Here is a 26,066-nt window from a genome sequence, read left to right as displayed (position 1 = left end):
TCGGAAATGACAGGATGGAACCGGCCCTAGCATGGCTTGAGAGCAAGCCCGGGTGGCAAAACGGTGCCTTCGACACGGCTTTCGTAGCATTCCTCCGTGCAGCCCGTCCCCGCGTTTTCCAAAGGCGCTGAGACATCCTTTTCATTGAGGTTAGCTGCCAGCACGTTGAACCCAAGGATGCCGCCCCCAATAGCTGCTGCAGACCCGACTAAAAAGGTAGATTTAGGAGCTCCAAAATCCTTGGTAAACTGACAGAAACAAGCGAGAAGACCAATACCCACGGCAGCCGACGTAGTGTAACAAAGACCGGTGCCAAGAGGACTACCAGAAGCTTTAAAAGCCTCAGCCAAACCATTGAACGCTCCGGAAATGCTTCCAAATATAGCGCCGTACCCACCGGCGAACGTCATACCGGCAACATTTTCGCGCGTTATGTCTTGTCCTGCTATTTTCATGATGCAGCCCCTTTCCTTTAAAAACGCGATAACTTTAAAAACAGGCAACCTCTGTATTAAAAAAAAATAAAGTTATGTCAACAATTACCTAAAACAACTTGCCGGAAAGGCAAAAGCGCGGCAGGATTCCCGGATGAGCGAAACCAAAATACAAAACAACGTCGCCGCCGGACACAGAATGATCGAATACCTGCCGGCATTGATTTTATGCGCGCTGGCGTGGGGCGTGCCTGCTCTGGGCGGCAATCTTTGGCTCTCTGCCTGCGCCGCGCCCGATGAAGGCGCTTCCGCTTTTTTCCAAAACGTCCTGATCGCCCTTTGCTATCTGACGCCCTCCGGCCCGGCGGCAGGCTTTTTCGTCCTGCTCGTCCTGATATCCTCGATTCCCATTTCCTACCGTTCGTGGAGCCGCTGGTCGCGCTATCACCTCTCCCGCAACCACCCGTTTGCCGACACCGCCGTAAGCCTGACCGCCGTCCTGAGCGATTACGCCGCCTGCCTGCTTCTCCTGCTGGGCGCGAACATAGCCGGCACAGACCGCTACATTGCCGCCGCCCTCCTCGTTTCCCTCAGTCTGGGCCTGCTGCTTTACAGCGAAATCGTGTCGAACGATACATTCACCCCTTCCCAAATCTGGAAAAATGCGGACGTTTATTCTCTTGCCCTCATCGGCATCGCGCTCTGGGGCAATTTTGCGGCGCTCATCCTGCAAGGGTAAAAAACTTGACCTTTGGAGCGAAAACTCCATAGAATGTGCCTGATCCCGCCCGTGATTTGAGGCGGGTTTGTTACTTTAAGGAAGACCGGACATGGACACCATTCCCATCACGCCCGCAGGCTACAAGGCGATAGAAGCGGAATTGAAAGAACGCAAAAACGTAACGCGCCCCGAAATCGTCGAGGCCATCGCCGCCGCGCGTGAACATGGCGACCTGAAGGAAAACGCCGAGTATCACGCGGCCAAGGAACAGCAGGGCTTTAACGAAAGCCGGATTGCCGAGCTGGAAGCCGCCATCGGGGCCGCGCAGATTATCGATCCTGCGCAATTTTCCGGCACGATCATCAAATTCGGCGCCAGAGTTACCATTGCGAACGAAGAAACCGACGAGGAAAAAACCATCCAGATCGTCGGGGAATATGAATCCAACGCCGATGAGGGACGGATTTCCATTACCTCCCCGATCGCGCGCGCCCTGATCGGAAAATCCGTTGAGGACAGCGTCCCTGTCGTCACCCCGCGCGGCAGAGTCTCTTATGAAATTATTGAAGTGATCTTCGAATAAAAGTCAGGCCGCTTTCCGGGCCGTTAAACGAATGCCGGGCTTCCAGTTTCGCTGGAATTTGACCCCTGTAAAACCGTGGCGCTCCAGCAAAATGAAAAGCGCCTTTTTCGTGAAAAGGGAAATATGCTCCGGCAGTTTCATTTCGTGCCAGTGGCGCAAATCCTTTGGCGTCCGGAAATGCCCGGCGTCCGGCGTTGTCAGGTACAAAACGCCTTCCGGGGAAAGCAGCCTGTGAACGGCTTCCATAAAGCTGTTTACATCCTGCAAATGCTCGATGACCTCGGTCGTATAAATGATATCGAAGCGGCGTCCTGACGACCGGGCAAAATCCTGAACGGACGTTGCAACATATTCATTCTCCGGAAAAAGATCCTGCGCCATGGCCACGGATTCTTTGTCAATCTCGATTCCGCTCGCCGCCAGCCCGCACAAATGCGCAGCCTGCACGGCCGCGCCCACATTGCAGCCCACATCCAGAAAAGTTTTATACCCGCCCGCTTTATTGAGCTTGAGAATACGCCGCCGCGCGCGTGCAATCTTCTTTCCCAGCTTGGCGCTGTAGTCCCTGTTCGCATAATATTCCTGATAAAAACGCCCCAGATCCTCCGCCGCCGGATACGGATCCGCAAAACAGAATCCGCAGCCTTTGCACCTGCAAATACGCCTGATTCCGAAACACGCATTTTGCGCCATTACATCCGCAAATTTATGAAGAGGGGATGATTCTTTTCGGCTGATATCAAGCCACGATTCGGCTGAAAAAACGTCCTGAACGGAATTGGAACCGCAAACGGCGCAAACAGGGCAAGGCATTATCTGTCAGTATCAATCGGGACGCCGTGCTTCTGCTTGGCCGTACGCATCAACGGCATCGTCTTGGTCGAAACGACCCCTTCAAAAGCGGCAAGATCATCCCTCAAAAATTTCTGGGCGCCTTCCCAGTCGCGCGCGACAATGCGGAGCAGGAAATCGACATCGCCCGAAACCAGATGAGCTTCCCGGACCATATCCCATTTTTCGCACTGGCTTTCGAACTTTTTTATATCCGCATCAGATTGCCCGGAAAGCTTTACCTGCACGAAAACCGTCATGCCATACCCCATCGCCGAAGCGTCAATGTTGGCATGGTAGGATTTGATTAAACCGGACTCCTCCAGCGCCCGTACACGGCGAAGGCAGGGCGGCGCCGAAATTCCGGCATGCTCGGCGAGTTTTACGTTTGTAATCCGGCCATTTTCCTGCAAATCCTTCAGAATTTTCCGGTCAATTCTATCAAGCTTTATGCGTTTATTAGACATAAAATATCCTTTGAATATGCTTTCAAACTTGCCAGAGGTTGGTATAAAGTTGCGCGGTTAATAATTCAAGAGCTTTTCGTTGAAAACAAATTCGCCTCTTTGCTGGATTGTCACCGAAGGCATGGCCGGAACGGAAAACCAGTGCCTCGGGATAGCGGAAGCCCTGAACATCCGGCCCGTTATCAAGCGTATCGGGCTGCGCCAGCCCTGGAAGTTTTTATCCCCATGGCTGGGATTTGAAGGAAGCTACAGTTTTACAGGAGACAAACTGGGCCCGCCCTGGCCGGATTTGCTTCTGGCGTCGGGCCGCAAATCCGTTGCCGCCGCCCGCTATATCAAAAAAGCCAGCGGCGGAAAAACCTTCGCCGTCCAGATACAGGACCCGCGTATAGACCCTGCGTGCTTCGACCTCGTAGCCGTCCCCGCGCACGACCCTGCCCGTGGCGACAATGTCCTTGTCACCACCGCCGCCCCGAACAGGCTGACACAGGAGAGGCTGGACGCAGCCAAAGAACAATTTTCCTCCCTGTTTTCTCCACTGCCCGCCCCACGCGTGGCCGTTCTGATCGGCGGGTCCAGCAAGGCGCACCGGATGACTCCCGCCGTCATGGAAAAACTGGCGGCGCAGCTTGAGCCCCTGAATGCAGGTTTTATGATAACGGCTTCCCGCCGGACCGATGACGCCTGCATGGATATCCTGAAACACGCGTTGAAAGGCCGTCATGCTTTCATCTGGGATGGAACCGGGGAGAATCCCTATTTCGGCATGCTGGCCTGGGCGGATTATATTCTGGTGACAGAAGACAGTGTTTCCATGACCTCCGAAGCGGCAACAACGGGAAAACCTGTCTATACCATCCCGATGGAAGGCGGCGCGGCGCGGCTGGATAAATTTCATGAGGGCTTAAGGAAAGCCGGCATCACCCGCCTTTTCAACGGAAGACTTGAAAACTGGAAGTACCCGCCATTACAGGATGCCGAAAGGGTTGCGCAGGCCATCCAAGACAGACTAGACTGGCCTGCCCTTTTCCACGAAAAACAGGAATAAAAAACATGAGCGCCCCCCTCCACACCAAAGTCCTGATTATCGGCTCCGGCCCCGCCGGATATACCGCCGCCATTTATGCCGCCCGCGCCAATCTGGAGCCCCTACAGCTTTTAGGCAGGGAGCCGGGCGGACAGCTGACCATCACAACGGATGTCGAAAACTATCCGGGCTTTGCGAAAGCCATTCAGGGCCCGTGGCTGGTCGAACAGATGAAAGCGCAGGCCGAAGCTGTGGGTACAAAAATGATCTCCGACATGGTAACCGACGTGGATTTCGGACAAAGACCTTTCAGAATCACCGGGGAATCCGGGGCGCTCTACACCGCCGACAGCGTTATCATCTGCACGGGGGCCAAGGCACGCTGGCTGGGGCTGGAGTCAGAGAAAAAATTCATGAATATGGGCGTTTCCGCCTGCGCCACATGCGACGGATTTTTCTTCAAAGGCAAAGACGTTGCTGTTATCGGCGGCGGAAACTCTGCCGTGGAAGAAGCCCTCTTCCTCGCCCAGATTTGTAAAAAAGTAACCCTCGTTCACCGCCGCGATGAGTTGCGCGCCGAGAGAATCATGCAAGAGCGGCTGTTCGCAAAAGACAATATAGAGGTTCTCTGGGACAGCACCCTGAAAGAAGTTTTGGGGATTGAACCGGGCAAAACAAAAGAGGGGGAAATCCCCGGCGTTACCGGCATGCGCGTTGAAAATGTCAAGACAGGCGAAACGCGGGACATCCCTCTCGAAGGCATCTTTGTAGCCATCGGGCATGATCCGGCCACGGAGCTGTTCAAGGGGAAACTGGAGATGGACAAAGCCGGTTATCTGATAACCGCGCCGGATTCCACTGCGACCGATATCCCCGGCGTTTACGCCGCAGGCGACGTCAAGGACAAGGAATACCGTCAGGCCGTCACCGCCGCCGGCATGGGCTGCATGGCCGCACTGGAAGCCGACCGCTTCCTCGCCGCGCAGGAAAGCACCTCTCAGGCCGCTGAATAACCTGTTCTTCTACAGGAAGAGGCGGCGCAATGGTTATGTGAATAAATTTACCTGATTGAACCGCCCTGTGTTTCACGCTACAAAAACCTATGGACTGGGACAAACTTAGAATCTTTCATGCGGTCGCGGAGGCCGGAAGTTTTACGCACGCCAGCGACACGCTTCACTTGAGCCAGTCCGCCGTCTCCCGCCAGATCAGCACACTGGAAGAAAGTCTCGGGATCGTGCTTTTCCACCGCCACGCGCGCGGCCTGATCCTCAGCGAAGAAGGCGAGCTTCTCCACCGCACCGCGAGCGATATCATCGAAAAACTCACCATGATCGAAAGTCTTCTGGCGGACTCGAAGCAACTGCCGGAAGGCCCCTTGTTGATTACAGCCCCGCCCTTCATCGGCTCCACGTGGCTGGCCCCGCTCCTGAGGGAATTTCGGGAAGATTATCCCGACATCCAGATCACGCTGCGCCTGGACGACAGCATCCTGAACCTGAGCATGCGGGAAGCAGATGTCGCCATCCGGCTTTACAAACCGGAACAGCCGGACCTGATCCAGCGTCATTTGACAGACATTAAATTTCATATCTGCGCTTCGAAAGCGTATCTCGAAAAATACGGACATCCCGAAGACATAAAGGAATTGAAAGACCATACCTTGATCGGGTATCCGGACAACGTGCCGCCGCCTTTTTCAGACCCGAACTGGCTTTTCCGTGTAGCCGGAATCAAACTGCAAAACAACAGCAGGCTCATTATGATGAACTCCCTCCACGGTATCCATGAAACCGTGCGGGCGGGCGCCGGTATCGCCGCCCTGCCGGATTATCTGGTCAAAAACAGCACGCGCACGCAACGCATTCTGACAGAAATCCAGCCTCCCCCGGTATCCATGTATTTTGTCTATCCGGAAGACCGCCGCGATTCCAAACGCATTGCCGTTTTCCGTGATTTTATCCTGAAAACAATTCAGAAAACGGCTTTTTAACGATGGCCCCGAACGAACGGCCTTTGATAGCCCTCTTCAATTACGGCGGCGGCATGCGCGGCCTGATCCCCGCGCATATCATGAGCCGGATTGAAAAAACGACGGGCCTGCGCATGGCCGATATGGTGGATGTTTTTTGCGGCCCTTCAACAGGCTCTATCCTCAACGCCGCCCTCACCCTGCGCCATCCAGACAAGCCCGACCGGCCGAAATACCGCGCGCGGCACATGGTCCGCTTTTACGAACGCGAGGGACTTAACATTTTCCCGGCAGACAGATTCCGGGAATTTCGCGGCCTGATACACGATTTCAACAACCGGATGATGAAAATCGGGCAGCTCAACGCCATTTTCCGGCAGGGCCATTACAATACGGCAAACCTTTCCCGCTCTCTCAATGCCTTGTACGGCGATGCGAAACTCGCCGACAGTCTCCGCTCTCTGGTGATCCCGGCTTACAATATCGATGGCGAACAGCTCACGGTGATTGAGGAAGCGGGAGAAACCGACGAAACCCCCGTCCATACGATGAATAATTTCACGGATTCAGGCGGCCACGCCCTGTGGATGAAAAACATCCTTTTCAATACGGACATGAACACGCACAAGCCGCCGTTGAATGTCACCCTGTATGATGCGGTTATGGCCAGCGCCGCCGCCCCGACCTATTTCCCCTGCCATCACTTCAAAGCCAGCCAGCCGGGAATCGCTGCCGAACACGAATATACCGCCATTGACGGCTCTATCTTTGACAATCCCTGCATCTCTTACGCCGGCGCCCTGCGCCAGCATCTTACCCCCGGCCAGAAACTTGTCATGATCGGATTGGGTACGGGCACCGTTAACCGCTCGGTAAAAAAGGAAGCATGGAACAGCTATGGCTCTCTCGGCGTGGTCGATCCCGTGAACGACCTGCCACTCATCAACATCCTTTTTCACGCTTCGGAAAGCGCCCTGATGGAATCCTTCGCCGCCGAAATGAGCGGCCACCTCTATCTGTTCAATAAATCACTGGTGAAAGATCGTGAAAAAGACTGGCCCAATACCCAGCTCGACGACGGAAGCCCGGAAAACTTAAAGAAACTCAAAAACTTCGCAGAGCTTATTATAGAAGAAAATCAGGCCCTGTTCGATGAAGTCTGCCACATCCTCGCCACCAACCGCGACCGGATGGAGAAGGAAAAACCTTTCTTAGATAAATTGAAAACAAAGATTTTTTCTTCGTCTTAAGCCACTGCCTTCGCAGCCCCTTCCAGCGCTACGCACGCCTTTTTAATCCGCTCGCACGCTTTTTCCAGCGCTTCGGTTGAGGTGGCATAGGAAATGCGAAAATGGGGAGACAGGCCGAAAGCTTCGCCATGGACGCAGGCCACGCCTTCCGCCTCCAGCAGATAGGTCACGAAATCCGCGTCCGTTTTGATAACTTTCCCTTCGGGCGTTTTCTTGCCGATGCAGCCCGCGCAGGAGGGATAAACATAAAAGGCCCCGTCAGGGGTCGGGCACTCAATGCCTTCGCATTCATTGAGGAGGTCCACGACCAGATCCCGCCGCCCCTTAAAGGCTTCGATCCACGCCGCCATAAAAGACTGGTCCCCGTTCAGCGCCTCCACGGCAGCCGCCTGTGAAATGGAGCAGGGGTTAGAGGTGCTCTGCCCCTGAATTTTGGCCATAGCCTTAATCAGATCCTTCGGCCCGCCCGCGTAACCGATCCGCCAGCCCGTCATGGAATAGGCTTTGGACACTCCGTTTACGGTCAGGGTCCGGTCCATCAGTTTCGGCTCCACCTGCGCGGGCGTACAAAAATCGAACCCGTCATAGACCAGATGTTCGTACATGTCGTCGCTCATCACCCAGACATGGGGATGCTTCAACAGAACATCGGTCAGGGCTTTCATGTCTTCCCTCGTATAGCCGGCGCCCGTCGGGTTGGACGGGGAATTCATAATCAGCCATTTCGTCTTGGGCGTAATCGCCGCGTCAAGCTGCGCCGCGCTCATTTTAAACCCCGCTTCGGCCGGACAATCGACAATCACCGGCTCCCCTTCCGCCAGCAAGACCATGTCGGGGTACGACACCCAGTAAGGCGCCGGTATAACAACCTCGTCCCCCGGATTAAGAGTCGCCATCAACGCATTGTATAAAACCTGTTTTCCGCCCGTGCCGACAGAGATTTGATCCCGCGCGTAATCCAGTCCGTTATCGCGTTTGAACTTGGCGATAATCGCATCTTTAAGGTCCGGCGTGCCGTCGACAGCCGTATATTTCGTCTGGCCCGCATCCATCGCGGCCTTGGCGGCAGCCTTGATATGATCCGGCGTGTCAAAATCCGGCTCTCCGGCGCCCAGACCGATCACATCCCGTCCGGCGGCCTTTAATTCCTTGGCTTTGGCCGTAACGGCAAGTGTGGCAGAGGGCTTAATCCGCCCCAGACGATTTGCGATGATGGACATAAAATCTAACTCCCTGATGAATAAAACCTGAAACAAACAACAATGCTGAATGGAGAATAATAGAGACTAAAAAGCGTCAGGGGAAACAAATTTATCCGACAAATCCAGCGCCTCGTTAAAATCCACGCCCTGCCCGCCGAACCAGTCTTTAAGGGGCCGCAAAACCGGATATTCCAACCCGGCGCGAAGATAGGCCTGTATCCCGGGCAGGTTTTTCAAAGGCGCCGTCTTGCCGCCTTTTAACGCCAGCTTGAGAACCTGCCCGATCACACGGCAATGAAACTGCGTCCCGATCACGCGGTACCAAAGGGAAAAGGCTTCCCTGCCCTGCCCGTCCATCCCCTGCGTATAGCGCGCCATCATGTCATCGCGAATATCTTCCGGCACATCCCGCCGGATATCTTCGGCGAGGTTGACGAGGTCATAAGGAAGAGGCCCCCACAGCGCCCCCTGAAAATCCAATATGCCGCAACGGTTTAATCCGGTTTCCTGAGGCAGCCACATAAGATTCTGGGCGTGATAGTCCCCGTGAACAAACCCCTGCGGACACGACGGAAGGTTTTGTTCGATCTCCGTCCAGACAGCCAGATATTCCTGCACAAGCCCTGCCGGATTTTTGCGCTTGAGCGCCATGGGCAAATACCAATCCACAACCCGCCGCCGCCCTTCATGAATATGAGAGTCTTTGTAAAGAGGAAGGTTCAACGTATTGTTCAGAAAATATTTTCGCAAATGAACCAGAACATCCGTTGCCAGCCTGTAAAGAGGCGCGGCCTCCTCCCCCCTCTCCAGCGCGTCGTAAAACCGCACGCCCCCGAGATCCTCGAGAAGAACCAGCCCCTCCTCTTCCCGCGCGGCCATGATTTCCGGCGCATGAAGACCCGCGGCCCGCAAAGCGCGCCCGATACGCAGGAAATCGGATATTTTATGCCCCGGCATGGACTCCGGCGCATTATCCGCCACAGACTCCATAAGGATCGCGGTGCGGTTGTTCGCCTTAAGAGGAATGCGAAAGTAGCGCCGGGGCCCCCAGTCCTCCCCGATCAAAGAATAAGAGTGCTCAGAGCAGTCCTGCTCACGCAGGAAGGAGTCCCTACTCATCCCTGGAAGATCTTTTGCCGGCCAGTTGGTTAATCGCGTCAATATGCCGCTGGGACGCCGGTTGTTTATGCAGGGGAGGCCCGGCATTTTCCTGCCCGAATCTCGGAGAACCCTCCCCGGCGACCGCACGGAGGATTTCCATACCGAAAGCATGCTTCGGATCATCTTCGACAGCCGGCGGCGGCGCAGGCGGCGGCGTTTCCTTCCTGTTCATCACATGCCCCACCGCATGCGCCACAATGCCAAGCATATGCGGACGGGTAATCGCCTGAAGCAGCTTCATATCCTCGCGGGTCCAGGCGATAATCTGCTGCCGGGCATTGGCTGCATTCCCGCGGGAAAGCTTCAAAGCTTCCCTGATGCGCTTTTCGACATAGTCCTGGCTCATTGATACTCTCCTTCGCTTGCGATTCTTTTCATATTCTAGCAGAAACGGCGCAAAAAGCCGGAAAAAATGTTTTTCTTGTGTTTTTCATAATATATATGTTAGTAATAGAAAGCTTTAAAACGTTCAGGAGAGTAAAAATGGCAATTTCCGGAGATTATTTCACGAGCGCGGAAGGTATGAATGCCGCACACAAGGCCGCGTTGAAAGTTCTGCAGCAATTCGTGGACAAAGACCCCAAAACGCCCCTGCAGGCGAAAGATGTAAAGGTGGAAGGTATCGGGCAGGACCAGATTCCCGCTATACTCGATCGTCTAAAAACGGAAAATCTTCTGGACAAGGCCAGCATTCGACAAGGTTTTATCTCCGTTTCCGCTCAGGTTATCAATAGAAATGGCGAACGCTTACTAGAAAAAGCAGCGGGACAAGACTCAGATGAAACAGAAAGAAAAGCCGCCCTTGCGCTGTTACGCAATGCTAAAGATAAAGGACCTCACATTCCTGATATTCCAAACATCTCACGCTCACGTCAAGATTATATTGTCTCTGCTCTGGAGCAGAAGGGATACATAAAAGACTCCTCCATACAACAAGGACTTTTTAGGATTTCTGGTGTGGGTATAACAGAAAAAGGTGAAAAGCAACTGGCACGGGAAGAAAGAACGGTCCAGCCCGATCCCAAAAGGGATATAAACGGAACATACGCAAAACACACGCTATAGAAGTGTACGTTACGCGTCTCCGGTTTTAGCAAGTTCCGCCAGATCACGCATGAGGGACTTGACCCCGCCCACCCTTTCGCGCGCGCTGCCCCATTCGCGCACCGCAACGATTTTCTGGTCATGGCGGAGCTTGAAAGACCCGCTATAGCTGTTCACCCATTTCATCAGGCCCGGCACGTTGGGCGGGGTGTCCCGATAGAAACTGACGACCGCGCCTTTCGGACCGGCCTCGACCTTGTCCACCCCTGCGGCCCGGCAAAGCTGTTTAATCTGCGCAATATCCAGCAAATTCTCCACCTCTTCCGGCAGTTTCCCGAAACGGTCGATCAGTTCGGCGGCAAACCCTTCTATTTCCTCTTTGGTTTCAACACCGCCAAGACGGCGGTAAAGGCTCATCCTTATCCCTAAATCCTCGACATAGTTTTCCGGGATCAAAACGGAGGTCCCGACATTGATCTGCGGCGACCAGCCCCCCTCTTCCGGCGCATCCGTCAGATCCACGCCCGCCTTTGCCGCGGACACGGCCTCCTCCAGCATTTGCTGGTACAGTTCGACCCCGACTTCCCTGATATGGCCCGATTGCGCCTCGCCGAGCAGATTCCCCGCCCCGCGGATGTCCATATCATGGGACGCCAGTTGAAAGCCCGCGCCCAGCGTATCCAGCGTTTCGATAACCTCCAGCCGTTTTTGCGCCTGCGCGCTTAAGATCTTCGCGGGATCATAGGTAAGATAGGCGTAAGCCCGCATCTTGGACCGGCCGATCCGCCCCCTGATCTGGTAGAGCTGCGCCAGGCCGAACAAATCGGCGCGATGCACCACCATCGTGTTCGCCGTGGGGATATCGATCCCGCTCTCGATAATATTGGTCGCGAGCAAAACGTCATACTGCCCGTCATAAAAAGCGCTCATGCGGTCTTCCAGATCGCGCGGACTCATCTGCCCGTGCGCGGCAATCACTTTAACCTCCGGCACAAGTTCCTTAAGCTGCGCCTCCACATCATGGATGTCTTTGACACGCGGGCACACGTAAAAACTTTGCCCGCCACGGTAATGCTCCCTCAAAAGGGCCTCGCGGATGACCATATCGTCAAAGGGCAGAACAAACGTCCGGATGGCCAGCCTGTCCACCGGCGGCGTCGTAATCAGGCTCATGTCTTTCACGCCGCTTAAAGACATCTGGAGCGTGCGCGGAATGGGCGTCGCCGTCAGCGTTAAAACATGCACATCGCTCCTGAGCTCCTTGAGGCGCTCTTTTTGCTTCACCCCAAAACGCTGCTCCTCATCCACAATGACAAGCCCCAGATGCGCGAATTTGATCTCTTTGGCAAACAAGGCGTGCGTGCCGATCACGATATTGACGCGCCCGTCCGCCAGCCCTTCTTTTACGGCCCTGGCGTCTTTTGCATTGACCATGCGGGAGAGCTGCGCCACACGCAAACCGGTGCCGGCGAAGCGCTGCATGAAACCGGCGAAATGCTGGCGCGCGAGAAGGGTCGTCGGCACGGCCAGCGCCACCTGCACCCCCGCCATGGCGGCCACATAAGCCGCGCGCAGGGCCACTTCCGTTTTACCAAACCCCACATCGCCGCAAACAAGGCGGTCCATCGGCCGCCCCCCGGACAAATCCGCCAGCACATCGTTGATAGAGCGCTGCTGGTCTTCCGTTTCCTGATAGGGAAAGCGGGCGGCAAAACGCTCATACATGTCTTTATCGACATCCAGCTTTTCCCCCTCGCGAAGCTGGCGTGCCGCCGCAATTTCGAGAAGGCCGTCCGCCATCGCCATCAGGTCTTTTTTGACCTTTGCCTTACGGGCCTGCCACCCCGCCCCGCCGAGCCTGTCAAGTTGCGCCGCGCCTTCGTCCGATCCAAAGCGGGTCAGCACCTCGATATTTTCCACCGGCACGAACAGGCGGTCCTGCCCGGCATAGGTGATTTTCAGGCAATCATGGACGGCGCGCCCGACAGCCAGCGTTTCCAGCCCGTCAAAGCGCCCCACCCCGTGGTCGATATGAACCACCAGATCCCCCACATCGAGCGAAGAGACTTCGGTCAGGAAATTATCGGCTTTCTTGCGTCTGGCGCTCCGGCGGCTCAGACGATCGCCCAGAATGTCGGCTTCGGTAATAACCGCAAGATCGGGCGCGACAAAGCCGTGCTCCAGCGGCAAAACACAAAGCGCCGGACCCGAAACGCCCGCATGATCCAGCATCCCCTTCAAACGCTCTTTGGACCCTTCGGAATAGCACGCGATCAGGGTTTTACGCTGCAAAGAGCTTATGTGATCTTTGAGCGCCGCAAACACATCGCCCTCCGGCAGGGCGCGAATATCGGCAAAATCACGGCCCCTGGAAGCCCCGCCCTCTTCTTCCGGCCCGGAGAAAGGCATAAGCGTCTCGGCCTGCGTGGATATCCCGGCCCATTCTTCCGCCTTCAAATATAATTTCTCCGGCGCAAGCGGATGATACACCGCGCCGGTCAAAGACACGTCGGCGCCCTTTTTCTTTCCTTTGCAAGCGGCTGCCGCCTCCAGCGTTTTCCGCGCTTCATAAAAATCCTGAATTTGGGACAGGCGCTCGGAGGCCGACCGGGCGACATGCTGGTCCTGCGTCATGGCCGCCTCCGGCAGATAGTCAGACAGGCTCTCCAGCCCGTCGAAAAAAAGCGGAAGCCAATGTTCCATCCCGTTATAACGGCGCCCCTCGCTTACCGCCTCGTAAAGCGGATCGTCCTTTTGCTGCGTCCCGAATGCGTTACGATACCCGGCGCGAAACGTCCGGATATGCGCCTCATCCAGAAAAAACTCCGTCACAGGCCGCAGGGAAAAGCGTTCAAGTTTTGCCTGAGTTCGCTGGGTCACGGCGTCAAAGCTGCGCAGGCTCTCGACCTCGTCCCCGAACAAATCAATGCGGACCGGGATGTCTTCACTCGGAGAAAACAAATCGACTATCCCGCCACGGACGGCAAATTCCCCGGCTTCCCGCACCGTTTCCGTGCGCAGATATCCATTGCCGGCCAGATACGTCTGAAACGCAGCCATATCCAGTTTTCCACCTGCCTGAATCAGAAAAGAAGAATTTTCAAGGCTGCGGCGCGGCGTCACACGCTGCAAGAGCGCATTGACCGTTGTCAGCACAATGCGCGGCAAATATTTTTGCTCCTCCTTCCATGCCAGAAGCGTGCAGAGCGCATGCACGCGGCGCCCGACAATATCATGGCCCGGCGACACACGGTCATAGGGCAGGCAATCCCATGCGGGAAATTCAAGCACCTCCACCTTCGGCGCAAAAAAAGCCAGAAGGTCTTTAAGGGTCGCCACCCGCGCATCGTCCAGCGCCACATGCACCAGAACCCGCCGCTCCTTGGCCAGCGCTTCGGCGTGCGCCGCCAGAATACGCGCGTCCTGCCCCTCCGGCGCTCCGAAAAGAAATTTGGGCGCTTCCTCCGTCTCTTGCTGAATGGCCTGTTCCATGAGAGTTGTTTTAAGTGTCATCCCGGGCAAAGTCGAGGGATCTTGTATATATCCGCCATCAAAGATCCTTCGACTTCATTCGCCTGCGGCTCATTTCGCTCAGGATGACAGCAACATTGCCACTTTATGGTCCAGAAAAGCCTGAAGGATTGAATTGTCCTGACAGGACGCCGGAACGTCCTCTTTTCCCGTATACCAGTTATACAGATCGGGGTCGCTTTCCTGCAGCAGGTCCTCATATAGCTGCAGATCTTCTTCATTGAAGCCGGGCACATGCGCCTTTGCAAAAGAGCCAAGGATCAGGTCCATTTCCTGCGTCCCCCGGTGGCCCGAGCGAAAAATCAGGCGTTTTCGTTTGTTTTCAAGTGAGTCAGGCATGCCTTTACTTATAACGGCTTCGCGGGTGAAGTCGAGAAATCTTTGATAACGCCATTCTTTAACCAAATCTTTGTATGATGCTTTTCTGTACCACAGAGCCTTGCCCTGCAAGAACCATGGACTCAGTCATTATTTTAATAATCAATCTTTCGGTAGACAGTCGAACGATTTCCGAAGCATTTCCTCCCCCCTCTTGCAGCCCGGAAGAAATTTTCAACCCGCCCATTTCCAGGCGTCTTTCCAGACTTTCCGACAACGCGTTATGAAGCGACCGCCGTTTTTCCTCCGCTTTTCCTGCTTTTTGTACCGCGTCATCCCGTAAATTCCCCTCCTCTTGGGGAAAAAGCCCGTTCAAAACAGACCAATAATCCCGCCACACCTTCCTGTCCAGCGAAGCAACAGGTATGCTCATGGAAAGAGCCGGGGGAACATCCGTACAAAAAACATGATCTCTGGACCAGACGGAAACATCAACGGCTTTTCTATAGGCATCGAACATAAAATTCACTTCATAGGGCGGTGGATGGCCTGCCTTATCCAGATCAACAAAATATTTAGCCGTCAGTTTCCGGTTAAGTTCCGGCTCGTTACCCATAATAACCATGGTTACGCCGGCCGCATTGGAAAAAACGGTGACTATGCTGATATTTGATTTCATAGGAGCATGTTTACAATATGAAAACACAGCAAGACAAGAATTTTTTACCTTGGTGTCTTCGTGCCTTGGTGGTTTAAATATTCCCTATGCCGCGCCCCTTTGAACTTGATCCGCTGTTTCGCTCCCTCACCACCCTGCCGGGCGTAGGGCCAAAAAACGCGAAGCTGCTGGAAAAACTGATCGGCGGCAGCAAGATCCTCGACCTCCTCTGGCACAAGCCGGCAGATTTCGTTGACCGCCGCTTTTCCCCCGACGTCAGGGACGCGCCCAACGGCCAGATCGCCACCCTTGAGGTCCGCGTCAAAAAACACATGCCGTCCCAGCGGCGCGGCCTTCCCTACCGTATAAGCTGCGCCGACGACACGGGCAAAATAGACGTTGTCTTCTTTCATGCCGGAGCGGACTGGATCAAAAAAAACTTCCCGATAGACGCCGCCGTGATTATCAGCGGCAAAGTCGAATATTATCAGGGACAAGCGCAGATGGTGCATCCGGATGCCATCGGCAAACCGGAAGACCGTGCCGCCATCGAAACCATTGAACCGATCTATCCTTTAACGGCGGGCATCACCAACAAAACGCTCCACAAAGCCGTCAACGGCGCTCTCGGAATTTTGCCGCGCCTGCCGGAATGGCTGGACGCCGCCCACAAGCAAAAGAACAAATGGCCCGACTGGCACAAGGCCGTCGAAACGCTGCACAACCCGGCGGACGAACGCGGATTGCTGCCCGCCCATCCGGCGCGGGAACGGCTGGCTTACGACGAATTTCTGGCCAACCAGCTGGCCCTTGCGCTGGTGCGGCTGCGGCAAAAAAAGCAAAACGGTCGCGCCTGGAACACAAACGGGCCGCTCCGGAAAAAAATCCTGGCCTCCCTGCCCTTTGACCTCACAGACGCGCAGAAAAAAGTGATTGCCGAGATAGACGCGGACATGCAGGCCCCCCTCCGGATGCTCCGCCTTTTGCAGGGAGACGTCGGCAGCGGAAAAACAATCGTCGCGGCGCTGGCCATGGTCAACGTCATTGAAAACGGCGCGCAGGCCGCCATCATGGCCCCTACGGAAATTCTGGCCCGCCAGCATGAACAAAATTTCAAACCCTGGCTGGAAGCCGCCGGCATTTCCTGCCTGACGATTACCGGGCGCGACAAAGGCAAGGCGCGGGACCTGCTGCTGGAAGAAATCAAAGAGGGCAGCGCCCAGGTTGTAATCGGCACCCATGCCCTGTTTCAGGACGATATCGACTTTTCGGATCTGGGGCTGGCAGTGATCGACGAACAGCACCGCTTCGGCGTGCACCAGCGCCTGAAACTCTCCGGCAAGGGCAAGGGAACGGACGTTCTGGTGATGACGGCCACGCCCATTCCGCGCACTCTGACCCTTACCGCCTATGGCGATATGGAGGTCAGCCGCATCACCGAAAAGCCGAAAGGGCGCAAACCCATCGACACCCGCCTCATCCCCAAGGAAAAAGTTGAAAAAGTCATCGAGGCCATCGCCGGGCAAACCCAAAAAGGCGCGCGCATCTACTGGGTCTGCCCTCTGGTGGAAGAGAGCGAAAAGCTCGATCTGGAAGCCGCCGAAGAGCGTTTCGATATTTTAAAAGACCGCTTCGGCGATAAAGTCGGGCTTGTGCACGGCCGGATGAAGGCCGAAGAAAAAGACGCGGTGGTCAATAAATTTGCCCGCGGCGAGATCAATATCCTCGTCGCCACCACCGTCATCGAAGTCGGCGTGGATGTCCCCGAAGCCAATATCATGGTAATCGAGCAGGCCGAGCGTTTTGGCCTGTCCCAGCTTCACCAGCTAAGGGGCCGCGTCGGACGCGGCGCGGCAAAATCCTTTTGCTTTCTGGTTTATGCCGGCGGCCTGACGCAAAACGCCAGGGAACGGCTGAAAATCATGCGGGAAACCGAAGACGGGTTCCTGATCGCCGAAAAAGATCTGCAGCTGCGCGGGGGCGGCGAAATCCTCGGCACCCGCCAGAGCGGCCTGCCGGAGTTCAAAGTGGCCGATATCGCCGCCCATGGCGCGCTTCTGGCCGCCGCCCGCGACGATACGAAATTGATCCTTTCCCGGGACGAATATCTGGAATCGGAGCGCGGAAAAGCCCTCAAAACCCTCCTGTATCTCTTCGAGCAGGATAGCGCCATCGCCAATCTGAGAGCGGGATAGAAAAGAAAAGCTTGCTTTTTACCCCCTGTTTTTGTTAACTTTCCATTAATTAACATAAAAAGGATTTTTCCAATGGCCGGTATTATCGTTTCCTCCGCCCCGCAACACAGCTCCGCCCGTCAGGAGAAGGTTCCGCTCGTCAGGACCATTCCCGTCGCTTATGCGATTGTCGATCACGACGACAGAAGGAGGCTCGAGGCTGAAATCTGGAAGACGGAAAGAGCGCAGAAAAAAACAATAGAAACGCAACAGGCTTTTCTGAAAGCGTTGCAGGCAGATGAACAAAAAATAAAAATCTCCAAAGAAAAATTTCAACGCTCCGCAGAACAGGAAAACGCCCAATCTGAAACCTATCTGCAAAGCCTGAAAAAAGGGCTGACCGATCTCTTTGAGAAGGAAAGAAATCTCAAGACGTTTTCGGATGCCCTCGTCGCAGCTTTCTCCGGCTCGTTCTTCAGAAAATTCGGCGACAACGTCACCACGGACAATCTTATCGCGGCAAGGAAAAACGGAACGCTGGAGGATATGGCCTCCCGCCTTGAACCAAAAAAACAGAGCGCTTTGATGAAAGCGTTCAACCGGAAAACTGTTTTTGTCGACCGGGTATCGGGGCATAAACTTTCCGTCTCCCCGAAGAAAATAGACCATATCAAGAGCGCACCTTTTTCCCACGAGGAAGCCATGCAAATGGCGTGGTTTGCCGCACAGAACAAAGAAATGCTGGAAAACGGCATTACTCTTACCGGATCGCCGAAAGAGCGCGCACTGCTTCAAATGGCGATAGGGATCGTCAATAAAGACGCCGTCCATAAAGTCAGGATTACCGGCGGACTGGAAGGCATCACGCCTGAAATCAAAGAGTATGTCCGGTTGAGCGTGGCTGCCAGCGCCGGAAGCGTGATAACACCTGCTTTCGCGCAAAAAATAGCTGCCAAAGAAGGAACGCCGCGCCGAACGCAACAACAGCAACAGCCTTCCCGCGAAGCCGAAGCCTCTGATCTGGAGCTAAAAACAGAGGCAGGCAAAATGATAGACTCGTTTTCGAACTCCGGCCTCCTGAAAGACGGCGTTGATAAAAACGGACTGGAACACTCCCTCAGAGATATGACCAGTCTCTTGAACGCGATGAAAGACCTCCCTGAACAATCCAGCCCGGCATGGGAAAGCGAAGCAAGAGATCTTAAGGATTTAACATCCAGGGCGCTTCGCGAATTCGCCGGCTTTGTACATACGGAAGACAAGAAGCTCTATCATTTCGTGATGCAGAACAAGGAAGAGGCTTTTTCAAAAATGTTCCTGGAACTGGCCCGGGAAAACCAGAAACTTTTTGATTCTTTAGAGGAAAACAAACCTGTGCAGGCCGTATCCGCCGCGACAACCCCGGTAACAGACCTGGAAAAAATCACGGATTCTCTTCTGGACTCCGGCACGCTGAGAGACGGCATCCAGACAGGAAAGGTGGCAACCGACCAGACACTCCACGTCATAGAGATCGTGGACGAAATGCAAAATCTTCTGGAGGAAATCAAAGCGCTTCCCGCCGCCTCCCATCCGCACTGGTTCGGACAGGCCAGAGAATTGCATGAAAACGGTTCTTCCGTCCTGTCGGCCTTTGAAGACATTGTCGATAACTCGGAGCACATAACCGCGAAAGGCTGTGAAGGATTTCACGGTTCTGCGCAGACTCATGACAGAGGGTTTGACTTGTTTGTAGAGGAAAATCCGGAAGCCCCCTTCCCTCAAATGTATAAAAGCTTTATGGCAGAGTTCCAGAAACTTGACGAAAACATTGCCGCGCACAATGCGAAAAGGGAGGCACACCTGAAGGCACTGGATGAAAAACGGAAAAGAAACGTTTTGCCGGCAAATGCGGCCCCGGAAGAAAATTCCCCTGAACAGCCGAATGTAAATGTCATTACCCGCAAATTCGGAGATCAGGCAACGCCGCAAACAAAGCCGCCCGTTATACAGGAAAAAACGCCGGAAAACCTGAAAAAAGCCATTCTCAGACTTCGTCGGGCGTAATAATCCCGGCGGAAACGACCAGTTTCACACCGTCTTCCACGCTCATTTTCAGGTATGTGAGCTCCTTTTTAGGGACAAAAAGGAGGAAGCCGGATGTCGGGTTGGGCGTTGTCGGCACGAAGACGTTGATGGTTTCTTCTTTCGTGGCATCCTGCACCTCCCCTTCCGTCCGTCCCGTTACAAAGCCGATGGCCCAGATTCCCTTGCGCGGATATTCCAGCATCACCACTTCCCGAAAGGCCTGCGACTTGCTCGCCATGATGGTTTCGAAAATCTGTTTGATCGCCGCGTAAAGCGTCCGGATAACCGGCATCTTGTGCATCACATATTCGGAAATGCGGATTGCCAGACGCCCTAAAAAATTCCGTGCGAAAAAGCCGATCGCGATAAAAAACAAAACGGCAATAACAATCCCGATCCCCGGAACCGCATAAGGAAGATGCTCGGGCGATAAAAACTTTTCAAACGGGATAAGCCGCCGAACGCGGCTGTCGATCATATTTAAAAACGCCCATGTCAGGTAAATCGTGATTGCGATAGGCGCCGTAATCAAAATTCCCGCCAGAAAATACCCCCGCAAACGGACCAAAAGCGAAGTCGTCGGCAGGTGATTAATATGATCTTCCAGCGCGGACTTTCTCTTTTTTTCTTCACTCATTTAAAACAAGCTCCTCATGCTAACGCTTGATAATGCGGGCGGGTAAGTTCACGCATCAGGATTTTCAAACAATTCTGTCGAAATGTAACGCTCCGCAAAAGAAGGAATCATCACGACGATCCTTTTGCCTTCATTTTCCGGCTCTTTTGCCAGTTTAAGTGCCGCCGAGAGCGCCGCGCCGGATGAAATGCCCACAGGAATTCCTTCCACCCTTGCCACCCGCCGCGCCATTTCAAACGCCTCGTCGTTCCCGGCCAGCATGATCCTGTCAATGAAAGCGGGTTTCAAAATGCGCGGAATAAAGCCCGCCCCGATTCCCTGTATCTTGTGGGGACCAGCCTCCCCGCCGGAAAGGACAGGACTGTCTTCCGGCTCGACCGCAACCGTTTTCAGTTCCGGCAAACGCGCTTTCAGCACTTCGGAAACCCCTGTTATCGTGCCGCCCGTTCCGACACCGGCCACAAAAATGTCGAGCTTTCCGCCGCAATCGTTCCAGATTTCCTCCGCCGTCGTTTCGCGGTGCGTCCGTGTATTCGATTCATTGTCAAACTGTCCGACCATGTAAGCGTCCGGCATGGAAATCACGAGTTCCGCCGCCTTCTTGATCGCACCGCCCATACCGTCATCTTCAGGCGTCAGGATAACCTCAGCCCCCAGAAGCCTGAGCATTTTCTGCCGTTCCACCGACATGCTTTCGGGCATCGTCAAAATGAGGCGGTAACCTTTCGCTGCCGCGACGAACGCCAGCCCGATCCCCGTATTGCCGGAAGTCGGCTCAATGAGGATTGTTTTTCCCGGCGTAATCTGCCCTTTTTCTTCGACATCTTCGATCATGGACAGGGCAATCCGGTCCTTCACCGACGCCAGCGGATTAAAAAATTCCAGCTTCAGCAAAACTTCCGCGCAAAGATTCTCTTCCTTCGCCAGCTTTGGAATCCTGACCAGCGGCGTCGCGCCGACCGTATCCAGAATGCTGTCGTAAATCCTGCCTCTGGATTCAACAGGAGATTTATCCGGCATTTTTTATCTCCTTTTGCAAATACTCGGGAACCCGGTCCATGTGGATGCGTTCCTGCGCCATCGTGTTGCGTTCACGAACCGTGACCGTATCGTCCGAAACCGTCTCATCGTCGATCGTAAAGCAAAATGGCGTGCCTATTTCATCCTGCCGCGCGTAGCGCTTCCCGATATTCTGCTTGATATCAAGGTCAACCGGGAATTCCTCCCGCAGCGCCATGTAAAGTTTTTCCGCCTTTTCCGGATGCTCGCCCTTGGCGGTGAGCGGTAAAACCGCCGCTTTTTTCGGCGCCACTTTCGGGCTGAAATCCAGATACACGCCGGAGGGGCGGCTTTTGTCAATCGTGTAGGCTTCACAGATCAGCGCCAGCACCCCGCGCGTCAAACCGGAAGCCGGTTCAATGACATGGGGAATATAACGCTCGTTATCACGGGAGGGGTCAATATATTCCAGCTTCGTGCCGGAATGCTCCTGATGCTGGGTCAGGTCAAAATCGCAGCGGTGCGCAATCCCCTCCAATTCCCCGAAACCGGGATAGGTGAAGGGAAAACGGTATTCAATGTCGGCCGTGCCCAGCCCCGCTTTTGCATAGTGGGACAGCTCGTCGGAATCATGGTCGCGCATCTGAAGATTCGCATCGCTCAGCCCCAGATCCTTCCAGAATTTCTGCCGCTCTTCAAACCAGAAATGGCGCCATGTTTTGGCTTCGTCCGGATGACAAAACCATTCCATCTCCATTTGTTCAAACTCGCGGGAACGGAAAACGAAATTGCGCGGATTGACTTCATTCCGGAACGCCTTCCCGATCTGCGCAATGCCGAAAGGCATCTTCACACGGGAAGAATCCATCACGTTCTTGTAATTCAGAAAAATCCCCTGCGCCGTTTCGGGGCGCAAATACGCTTTATGATCTTCTGTCGCCGTCGCCCCGACATAGGTTTCAAACATCAGGTTAAATTCTTTGGGCTCCGTCAGGGTGCCGGCCTCTTTGGCCTCAGGCGCCAGGATTTTCGGATAATCGCCCGAATCAATTTTTGTCAGATTGACCCGATTAAAATCCGAAAGTGATTTCCCTTTGGCCGTTTTCTGGAGACGGCGCTCTAAAAATTCATCATCATCCTCCGGAACGGCAATCCAGTGATCCCCGCCATCTTTGGGCTGGAGAACGATCAGGTGATCCGCGCGGTAGCGCTTCTTGGTTTCCTTGCAATCCACCATCGGATCGGAAAAGCCGCCCACATGGCCCGACGCCACCCAGGCTTTCGGGTTTTGAATGATGGCGCTGTCGAGTCCGACAATCTGCACCGGATGACCGTCCGGCCCGATCGGCGGCGTGATGACCATGGCCTTCCACCATAAATCGCGCAGATTGTTTTTCAATTCCACGCCCAGCGGACCGTAATCCCAAAACCCGTTAATCCCGCCATAGATATCCGATGCCGAAAAGATAAAGCCGCGGCGTTTACAAAGCGCCACGATATCTTTCATATCCTTGATCTGATCTTCCGTTTCCATCTGCTCCGCAGGTTGCATAGATTTTACCTTTCTTTTCTGACCTGTCAGGTATAAGGGATTCTGGCAGAATCTCAAGCGTTATAAATTACCATAAACTCTTCAATCAGCCGGATTGCGCAGCGTAAAAGAATCTTTATGATAGGCTGGAAATGACCCCTCTTTCTTCCAATCCAGACAAAGATCCCGCAAAGCCGATTTTCCTGAAAGCCGTGCAGGATTTGCAGTCGGGAAAGACGGAAGACGCTGTAAAAGGCTTCCGGAAGGTTCTGGAAATAAGCCCCGCCCATTCCAAAAGCTGGACAAATCTGGGCATGGCCCTCTTGCAGAGAAACAAGCCTGAAGAGTCAAAAGACGCCTTTCAAAAATCCCTCGAAATCGACCCGGATCAGGCAAAAGTCTATAACGCCCTCGGCCGGATTTTCCATGAACAGGACGATCTCGCACAGGCCCTGGAATATTTTGAAAAATCCCTGACCCTCGATCCGGACCTGTCCAGAACGCACAATAACTTTGCCACCCTCCTCAAAGACCTTCAGCGCACGGAGGAAGCCGAAGAGCATTACAAAAAGGCCATCGCGCTGGAACCGGGATTTATCGAAGCCCTCAACAATCTGGGGACACTCCTCTGGCATGCGGACAAATTCGAAGAGGCCGAAAAATATTTCGAGCAGTCCTTAAAAGAAGATCCGGCAAATGAAGGGGCTTATTTCAGCCTTGCGACCATGTTCGACTTCTTAAGAAAAAAGGACCGCGTTGAAGATATCCTTGAAAGGGCGCAAAAAAATATCCCCGGCTCCGCCACAACCCTTTTGATCGCGGCCCGTCAGGCACGCAAAAAGGGAGAGATCGAACAAGCGATTTCGTTGCTTGGGAAAACAGACACCGAGGACGTCAACATCCATTTCGAACGCGGACAGCTTTTCGACAGGAACAACCAGCCGGACAAAGCCTTTGAAGAGTTCCTCACCGTGAATGCCCTCAGCCTGAAAGACACGGAAACCCGGGCCATAAACAAAAACCTCTATCCGGCTTTCCTGAAGAAAATGAAATATACATTTACGGCGGAATGGGTGAAAAACTGGAGCCCCCCGCCGCCGCCGGACCCAACGCAAACATCCCCCTGTTTTATTCTGGGCTTTCCGCGGTCCGGCACGACTTTGCTCGACCAGATACTCTCTTCCCATCCTTCCATATATGTCGCCGAGGAAAAACCGGTGATGGAGAAGATATACAGCCTTCTGGAACAAAAACCGCCCTGCCCTGAAAACCTTTCCACCTTAAAAGAAGAAGAAATCAAAGCGCTCCAGACAGCCTATTTCGATCAACACCGCAGCTATAAAGGCTATGAGAACAAAAAAATATTCGTCGACAAAAACCCCCTTTACACAAGCTACGGCGGCCTGATTCACAGGCTCTTTCCCGATGCGCGTTTCGTCTTCGCCCTGCGCCATCCCTGCGATGCGGTCTTAAGCTGTTTTATGCAGCGTTTCCGGTACAACGCCGCCACAATCCAGTTCCTTGACCTGGAACGGACCGCACGGTGTTATGCCGATGTGATGGATTTGTGGCTGCAATACCGGACGCTTTTCCCGCTCAACGTTCACACCATTCGCTATGAAGACGTTGTAACGAATTTCCAGGGCGAGGTGGAATCCCTTCTCTCCTTCATCGGGGTCCCGTGGGATGATGCCGTTCTGGCCTTCGACAAAACGGCCCGCCGGAAACAGGTTAAAACCGCAAGCTATGCGCAAGTGACCGAAAAACTCTATACCCGCGCGCGCTACCGCTGGAAAAACTATGAAAAGCATCTTGAGCCTGTCCTGCCTGTATTGGATCCCTACATAAAAGCCTTTGGTTACGATTCCTAGGTCAGAACGCTCAGAATGGAAAACCCGCTCTTGAAGGTAAAAGACAGGGTGGAAACCTGGATCTGTTCGCGTGTTTGAAGCGCCAGAAGCTCCGCCCCCATTTCATTTTGATCCGCCAGCGTCAAATCGTCGCTTCCACCTCGCAGCGTATTGATCGTTCCACGGGTGAAAGCCTCCCGCGTTTGAATAATGCTAAGATCGTTGGTAAGTTTCTTTCCAAATTGCCGAACTTTTTCAAGGGCGTCGCGTATTTTCTCAATCATTAACTCGACATCTGTAAGATCGTCGAAATCATGGTCCGGAATGCCAAAAGCGCCAACCGTAAAATCGACCCCTTCCGTGGTCAGGATACTTCGCCCGCTTTCATTAAACCGCGTAACAAGATTGTCGCCATGCAACAGATTGATCCCGCGATAATGCGCATCCGTGGAAAACCGGTCGATCTGTTCCCAAATTGGCTGAAATTCGTTGTTATGAATCTGTGTCGTCGTGGTGGCATTGAGCGATTCCGCGTGTCTTAAAAGCTCTTTCTCCGATAAAGCGCGATTATAAACAGCAACATCCGAAATCCGCCCGTCAAAATTATACCCGTTCCCCCCAGCCCCCTCGCCGTCATGAAACTGAACGCCGCCATTCATGCCGCCAATTCCGATATCACCGCTATGCTCGGGAAATATCCCGTTCGCAACCCCGACAGACCCGATATCAACCCCGTCAATATACCCCGTGAAGCTGTTGTCCGGCTGATTAAAGACAAAAGCGGCATGATAGGTCTGTCCGGCCACGATCGGCGCATTGATATTGGCGTCTATCCAGCGCTCCGCGCCCTGATCGTCCTCTCCCGTGACATAAAGACTTCCGTTATCTATATAGATTGTAAAACCGTTTACCCCCGCCCCTTCTTCATACAAAACCTGCCGCCCGGCGACCGTATCCGCGTTAAAAACAAGTTCAACCGTGCGCGCGGCCGTCACGGCCGTATTAATCAAAGGACTGTCCGGGACACGAATACGGTCATTAATACCGTCAAAATCCGCAGAAACGTCGCCACCGTTATTATAGAGCGCCGGGGCGCCTTTCACCGTGCCGCCCGTATAATCCGAATCCAAAGCCGCCCCCCCAAGCCCCAGATTGATCGCCTGGCCGGGACCTGTGTCATTGAGACGCCAGTAGGCGTCCGGACTGCCGGCCATAATCTGGGCGCTCAACGGCGGAGGGCTGCTGTCCTTGATGACTTCATAGTTGCTGACAATCGTCTCCCCGTTTTCGATCTTTACTTTTTTATCCAGCGCAACGGCCTCTGCCTGCGTCAGCAATCTTTCAATCGATTCAACCCCGTGCACCGCTTCCTGCACGGTACGAACACTCTGTCCGATACCGTCCAGAAGCGCAAACAAATCACTTGCCCGATTGCTCAAAGCCCGCGCCGTAAAAAAGTTTTGGGGGTTGTCCAAAGCCGAGTTGACGCGCAACCCCGTCGCCAGCCGAAGCTGGACGGAATCTACAATCCGAGCCGTCTTTTGCAGCGCAATTAACTGCTTCTGCGCCGTGCCGCTCAGAACATTTCCAATGGCACCACTCATACAGA

Annotated in this window: 23 protein-coding genes; 10 read left to right on the top strand and 13 right to left on the bottom strand. The window is 54.2% G+C overall.

Annotation, left to right across the window (positions count from 1 at the left end):
• Positions 1 to 26 precede the first annotated feature (26 nt).
• On the bottom strand, positions 27 to 455 hold the full coding sequence (locus tag H6853_05730; protein USO03045.1) for a hypothetical protein: 429 nt from the start codon (positions 453 to 455) through the stop codon (positions 27 to 29).
• A gap of 133 nt (positions 456 to 588) precedes the next feature.
• On the opposite strand from H6853_05730, the gene H6853_05725 reads away from it, so the two are divergent.
• Positions 589 to 1,173 (top strand): hypothetical protein, encoded by a 585-nt coding sequence (locus H6853_05725; protein ID USO03044.1) that lies wholly within the window; start codon positions 589 to 591, stop codon positions 1,171 to 1,173.
• 91 nt (positions 1,174 to 1,264) lie between these two features.
• Positions 1,265 to 1,738 carry a transcription elongation factor GreA gene (greA, locus tag H6853_05720; protein USO03043.1) on the top strand — a complete coding sequence of 158 codons (474 nt, stop codon included), beginning with the start codon at positions 1,265 to 1,267 and terminating at the stop codon, positions 1,736 to 1,738.
• Between the two features lie 3 nt (positions 1,739 to 1,741).
• Here greA and H6853_05715 read toward each other — a convergent pair whose 3' ends face one another.
• Together H6853_05715 and H6853_05710 are read right to left on the bottom strand one after the other, a co-directional pair.
• A complete protein-coding gene (locus tag H6853_05715) occupies positions 1,742 to 2,551 on the bottom strand; it encodes a class I SAM-dependent methyltransferase (protein ID USO03042.1) in 810 nt (269 codons plus the stop codon).
• Positions 2,551 to 3,036 (bottom strand): Lrp/AsnC family transcriptional regulator, encoded by a 486-nt coding sequence (locus H6853_05710; GenBank protein ID USO03041.1) that lies wholly within the window; start codon positions 3,034 to 3,036, stop codon positions 2,551 to 2,553. Before H6853_05710 ends, H6853_05715 begins: the two co-directional genes overlap by 1 nt.
• A gap of 121 nt (positions 3,037 to 3,157) precedes the next feature.
• Between H6853_05710 and H6853_05705 the strand changes: the two genes are divergently transcribed.
• The 4 genes from H6853_05705 (at position 3,158) to H6853_05690 (ending at position 7,285) form a co-directional block, all read left to right on the top strand.
• Positions 3,158 to 4,084: a mitochondrial fission ELM1 family protein gene (locus tag H6853_05705; protein USO04615.1), complete on the top strand. Its 927-nt coding sequence runs from the start codon at positions 3,158 to 3,160 to the stop codon at positions 4,082 to 4,084.
• Between the two features lie 5 nt (positions 4,085 to 4,089).
• Positions 4,090 to 5,076 carry a thioredoxin-disulfide reductase gene (gene trxB, locus H6853_05700; protein ID USO03040.1) on the top strand — a complete coding sequence of 329 codons (987 nt, stop codon included), beginning with the start codon at positions 4,090 to 4,092 and terminating at the stop codon, positions 5,074 to 5,076.
• An 89-nt stretch (positions 5,077 to 5,165) separates the two neighbouring features.
• On the top strand, positions 5,166 to 6,056 hold the full coding sequence (locus H6853_05695) for a LysR family transcriptional regulator (protein ID USO03039.1): 891 nt from the start codon (positions 5,166 to 5,168) through the stop codon (positions 6,054 to 6,056).
• Between the two features lie 2 nt (positions 6,057 to 6,058).
• Complete coding sequence (locus H6853_05690; GenBank protein ID USO03038.1) at positions 6,059 to 7,285, top strand: patatin-like phospholipase family protein; 1,227 nt, start codon at positions 6,059 to 6,061, stop codon at positions 7,283 to 7,285.
• On the opposite strand, the gene H6853_05685 is transcribed toward H6853_05690, so the two are convergent.
• The 3 genes from H6853_05685 to H6853_05675 form a co-directional block, all read right to left on the bottom strand.
• Positions 7,282 to 8,505 (bottom strand): aspartate transaminase, encoded by a 1,224-nt coding sequence (locus H6853_05685; protein USO03037.1) that lies wholly within the window; start codon positions 8,503 to 8,505, stop codon positions 7,282 to 7,284. The two genes, H6853_05690 and H6853_05685, sit on opposite strands and share 4 nt — an antisense overlap.
• A 66-nt stretch (positions 8,506 to 8,571) precedes the next feature.
• On the bottom strand, positions 8,572 to 9,693 hold the full coding sequence (locus H6853_05680) for a phosphotransferase (protein ID USO03036.1): 1,122 nt from the start codon (positions 9,691 to 9,693) through the stop codon (positions 8,572 to 8,574).
• Positions 9,599 to 9,994: a hypothetical protein gene (locus H6853_05675; GenBank protein USO03035.1), complete on the bottom strand. Its 396-nt coding sequence runs from the start codon at positions 9,992 to 9,994 to the stop codon at positions 9,599 to 9,601. Before H6853_05675 ends, H6853_05680 begins: the two co-directional genes overlap by 95 nt.
• Positions 9,995 to 10,131: 137 nt before the next feature.
• On the opposite strand from H6853_05675, the gene H6853_05670 reads away from it, so the two are divergent.
• The gene (locus tag H6853_05670) at positions 10,132 to 10,713 is read left to right on the top strand and encodes a hypothetical protein (protein USO03034.1); all 582 of its coding nucleotides are present in this window, start codon (positions 10,132 to 10,134) and stop codon (positions 10,711 to 10,713) included.
• A gap of 9 nt (positions 10,714 to 10,722) precedes the next feature.
• Here the strand turns inward: H6853_05670 and mfd are convergent, their stop codons facing one another.
• The 3 genes from mfd to H6853_05655 form a co-directional block, all read right to left on the bottom strand.
• Entirely contained in the window at positions 10,723 to 14,184 is a 3,462-nt protein-coding gene (gene mfd, locus H6853_05665) for a transcription-repair coupling factor (protein USO04614.1), read from the bottom strand.
• A gap of 99 nt (positions 14,185 to 14,283) precedes the next feature.
• A complete protein-coding gene (locus tag H6853_05660; protein ID USO03033.1) occupies positions 14,284 to 14,562 on the bottom strand; it encodes a succinate dehydrogenase assembly factor 2 in 279 nt (92 codons plus the stop codon).
• A gap of 58 nt (positions 14,563 to 14,620) precedes the next feature.
• A complete protein-coding gene (locus H6853_05655; protein ID USO03032.1) occupies positions 14,621 to 15,220 on the bottom strand; it encodes a hypothetical protein in 600 nt (199 codons plus the stop codon).
• A gap of 86 nt (positions 15,221 to 15,306) precedes the next feature.
• On the opposite strand from H6853_05655, the gene recG reads away from it, so the two are divergent.
• Positions 15,307 to 17,394, top strand: a complete 2,088-nt coding sequence (gene recG, locus H6853_05650) for an ATP-dependent DNA helicase RecG (GenBank protein ID USO03031.1) — start codon at positions 15,307 to 15,309, stop codon at positions 17,392 to 17,394.
• A 72-nt stretch (positions 17,395 to 17,466) separates the two neighbouring features.
• On the top strand, positions 17,467 to 19,419 hold the full coding sequence (locus H6853_05645) for a hypothetical protein (GenBank protein ID USO03030.1): 1,953 nt from the start codon (positions 17,467 to 17,469) through the stop codon (positions 19,417 to 19,419).
• Here the strand turns inward: H6853_05645 and H6853_05640 are convergent.
• From H6853_05640 to H6853_05630, 3 genes are read right to left on the bottom strand one after another with little or no spacing between them, the layout of a single operon-like run.
• Positions 19,400 to 20,077: a DUF502 domain-containing protein gene (locus H6853_05640; GenBank protein USO03029.1), complete on the bottom strand. Its 678-nt coding sequence runs from the start codon at positions 20,075 to 20,077 to the stop codon at positions 19,400 to 19,402. The two genes, H6853_05645 and H6853_05640, sit on opposite strands and share 20 nt — an antisense overlap.
• A gap of 48 nt (positions 20,078 to 20,125) precedes the next feature.
• Positions 20,126 to 21,097, bottom strand: coding sequence for a cysteine synthase A (gene cysK / locus H6853_05635; GenBank protein ID USO03028.1), 972 nt, complete (start codon positions 21,095 to 21,097; stop codon positions 20,126 to 20,128).
• Entirely contained in the window at positions 21,087 to 22,592 is a 1,506-nt protein-coding gene (locus H6853_05630; protein USO04613.1) for a glycine--tRNA ligase, read from the bottom strand. The genes cysK and H6853_05630 overlap by 11 nt, the downstream gene beginning before the upstream one ends.
• Before the next feature lie 167 nt (positions 22,593 to 22,759).
• On the opposite strand from H6853_05630, the gene H6853_05625 reads away from it, so the two are divergent.
• Positions 22,760 to 24,478 (top strand): sulfotransferase, encoded by a 1,719-nt coding sequence (locus H6853_05625; GenBank protein ID USO03027.1) that lies wholly within the window; start codon positions 22,760 to 22,762, stop codon positions 24,476 to 24,478.
• On the opposite strand, the gene H6853_05620 is transcribed toward H6853_05625, so the two are convergent.
• A complete protein-coding gene (locus tag H6853_05620; protein USO03026.1) occupies positions 24,475 to 26,061 on the bottom strand; it encodes a hypothetical protein in 1,587 nt (528 codons plus the stop codon). The two genes, H6853_05625 and H6853_05620, sit on opposite strands and share 4 nt — an antisense overlap.
• Positions 26,062 to 26,066 lie beyond the last annotated feature (5 nt).

It is taken from the genome of Rhodospirillales bacterium (assembly GCA_023898765.1).
Taxonomy (GTDB): domain Bacteria; phylum Pseudomonadota; class Alphaproteobacteria; order Micavibrionales; family Micavibrionaceae.
The sequence above is the reverse complement of the archived record's forward strand: the minus strand, read 5'-3'. Positions and strand labels throughout refer to the sequence as shown.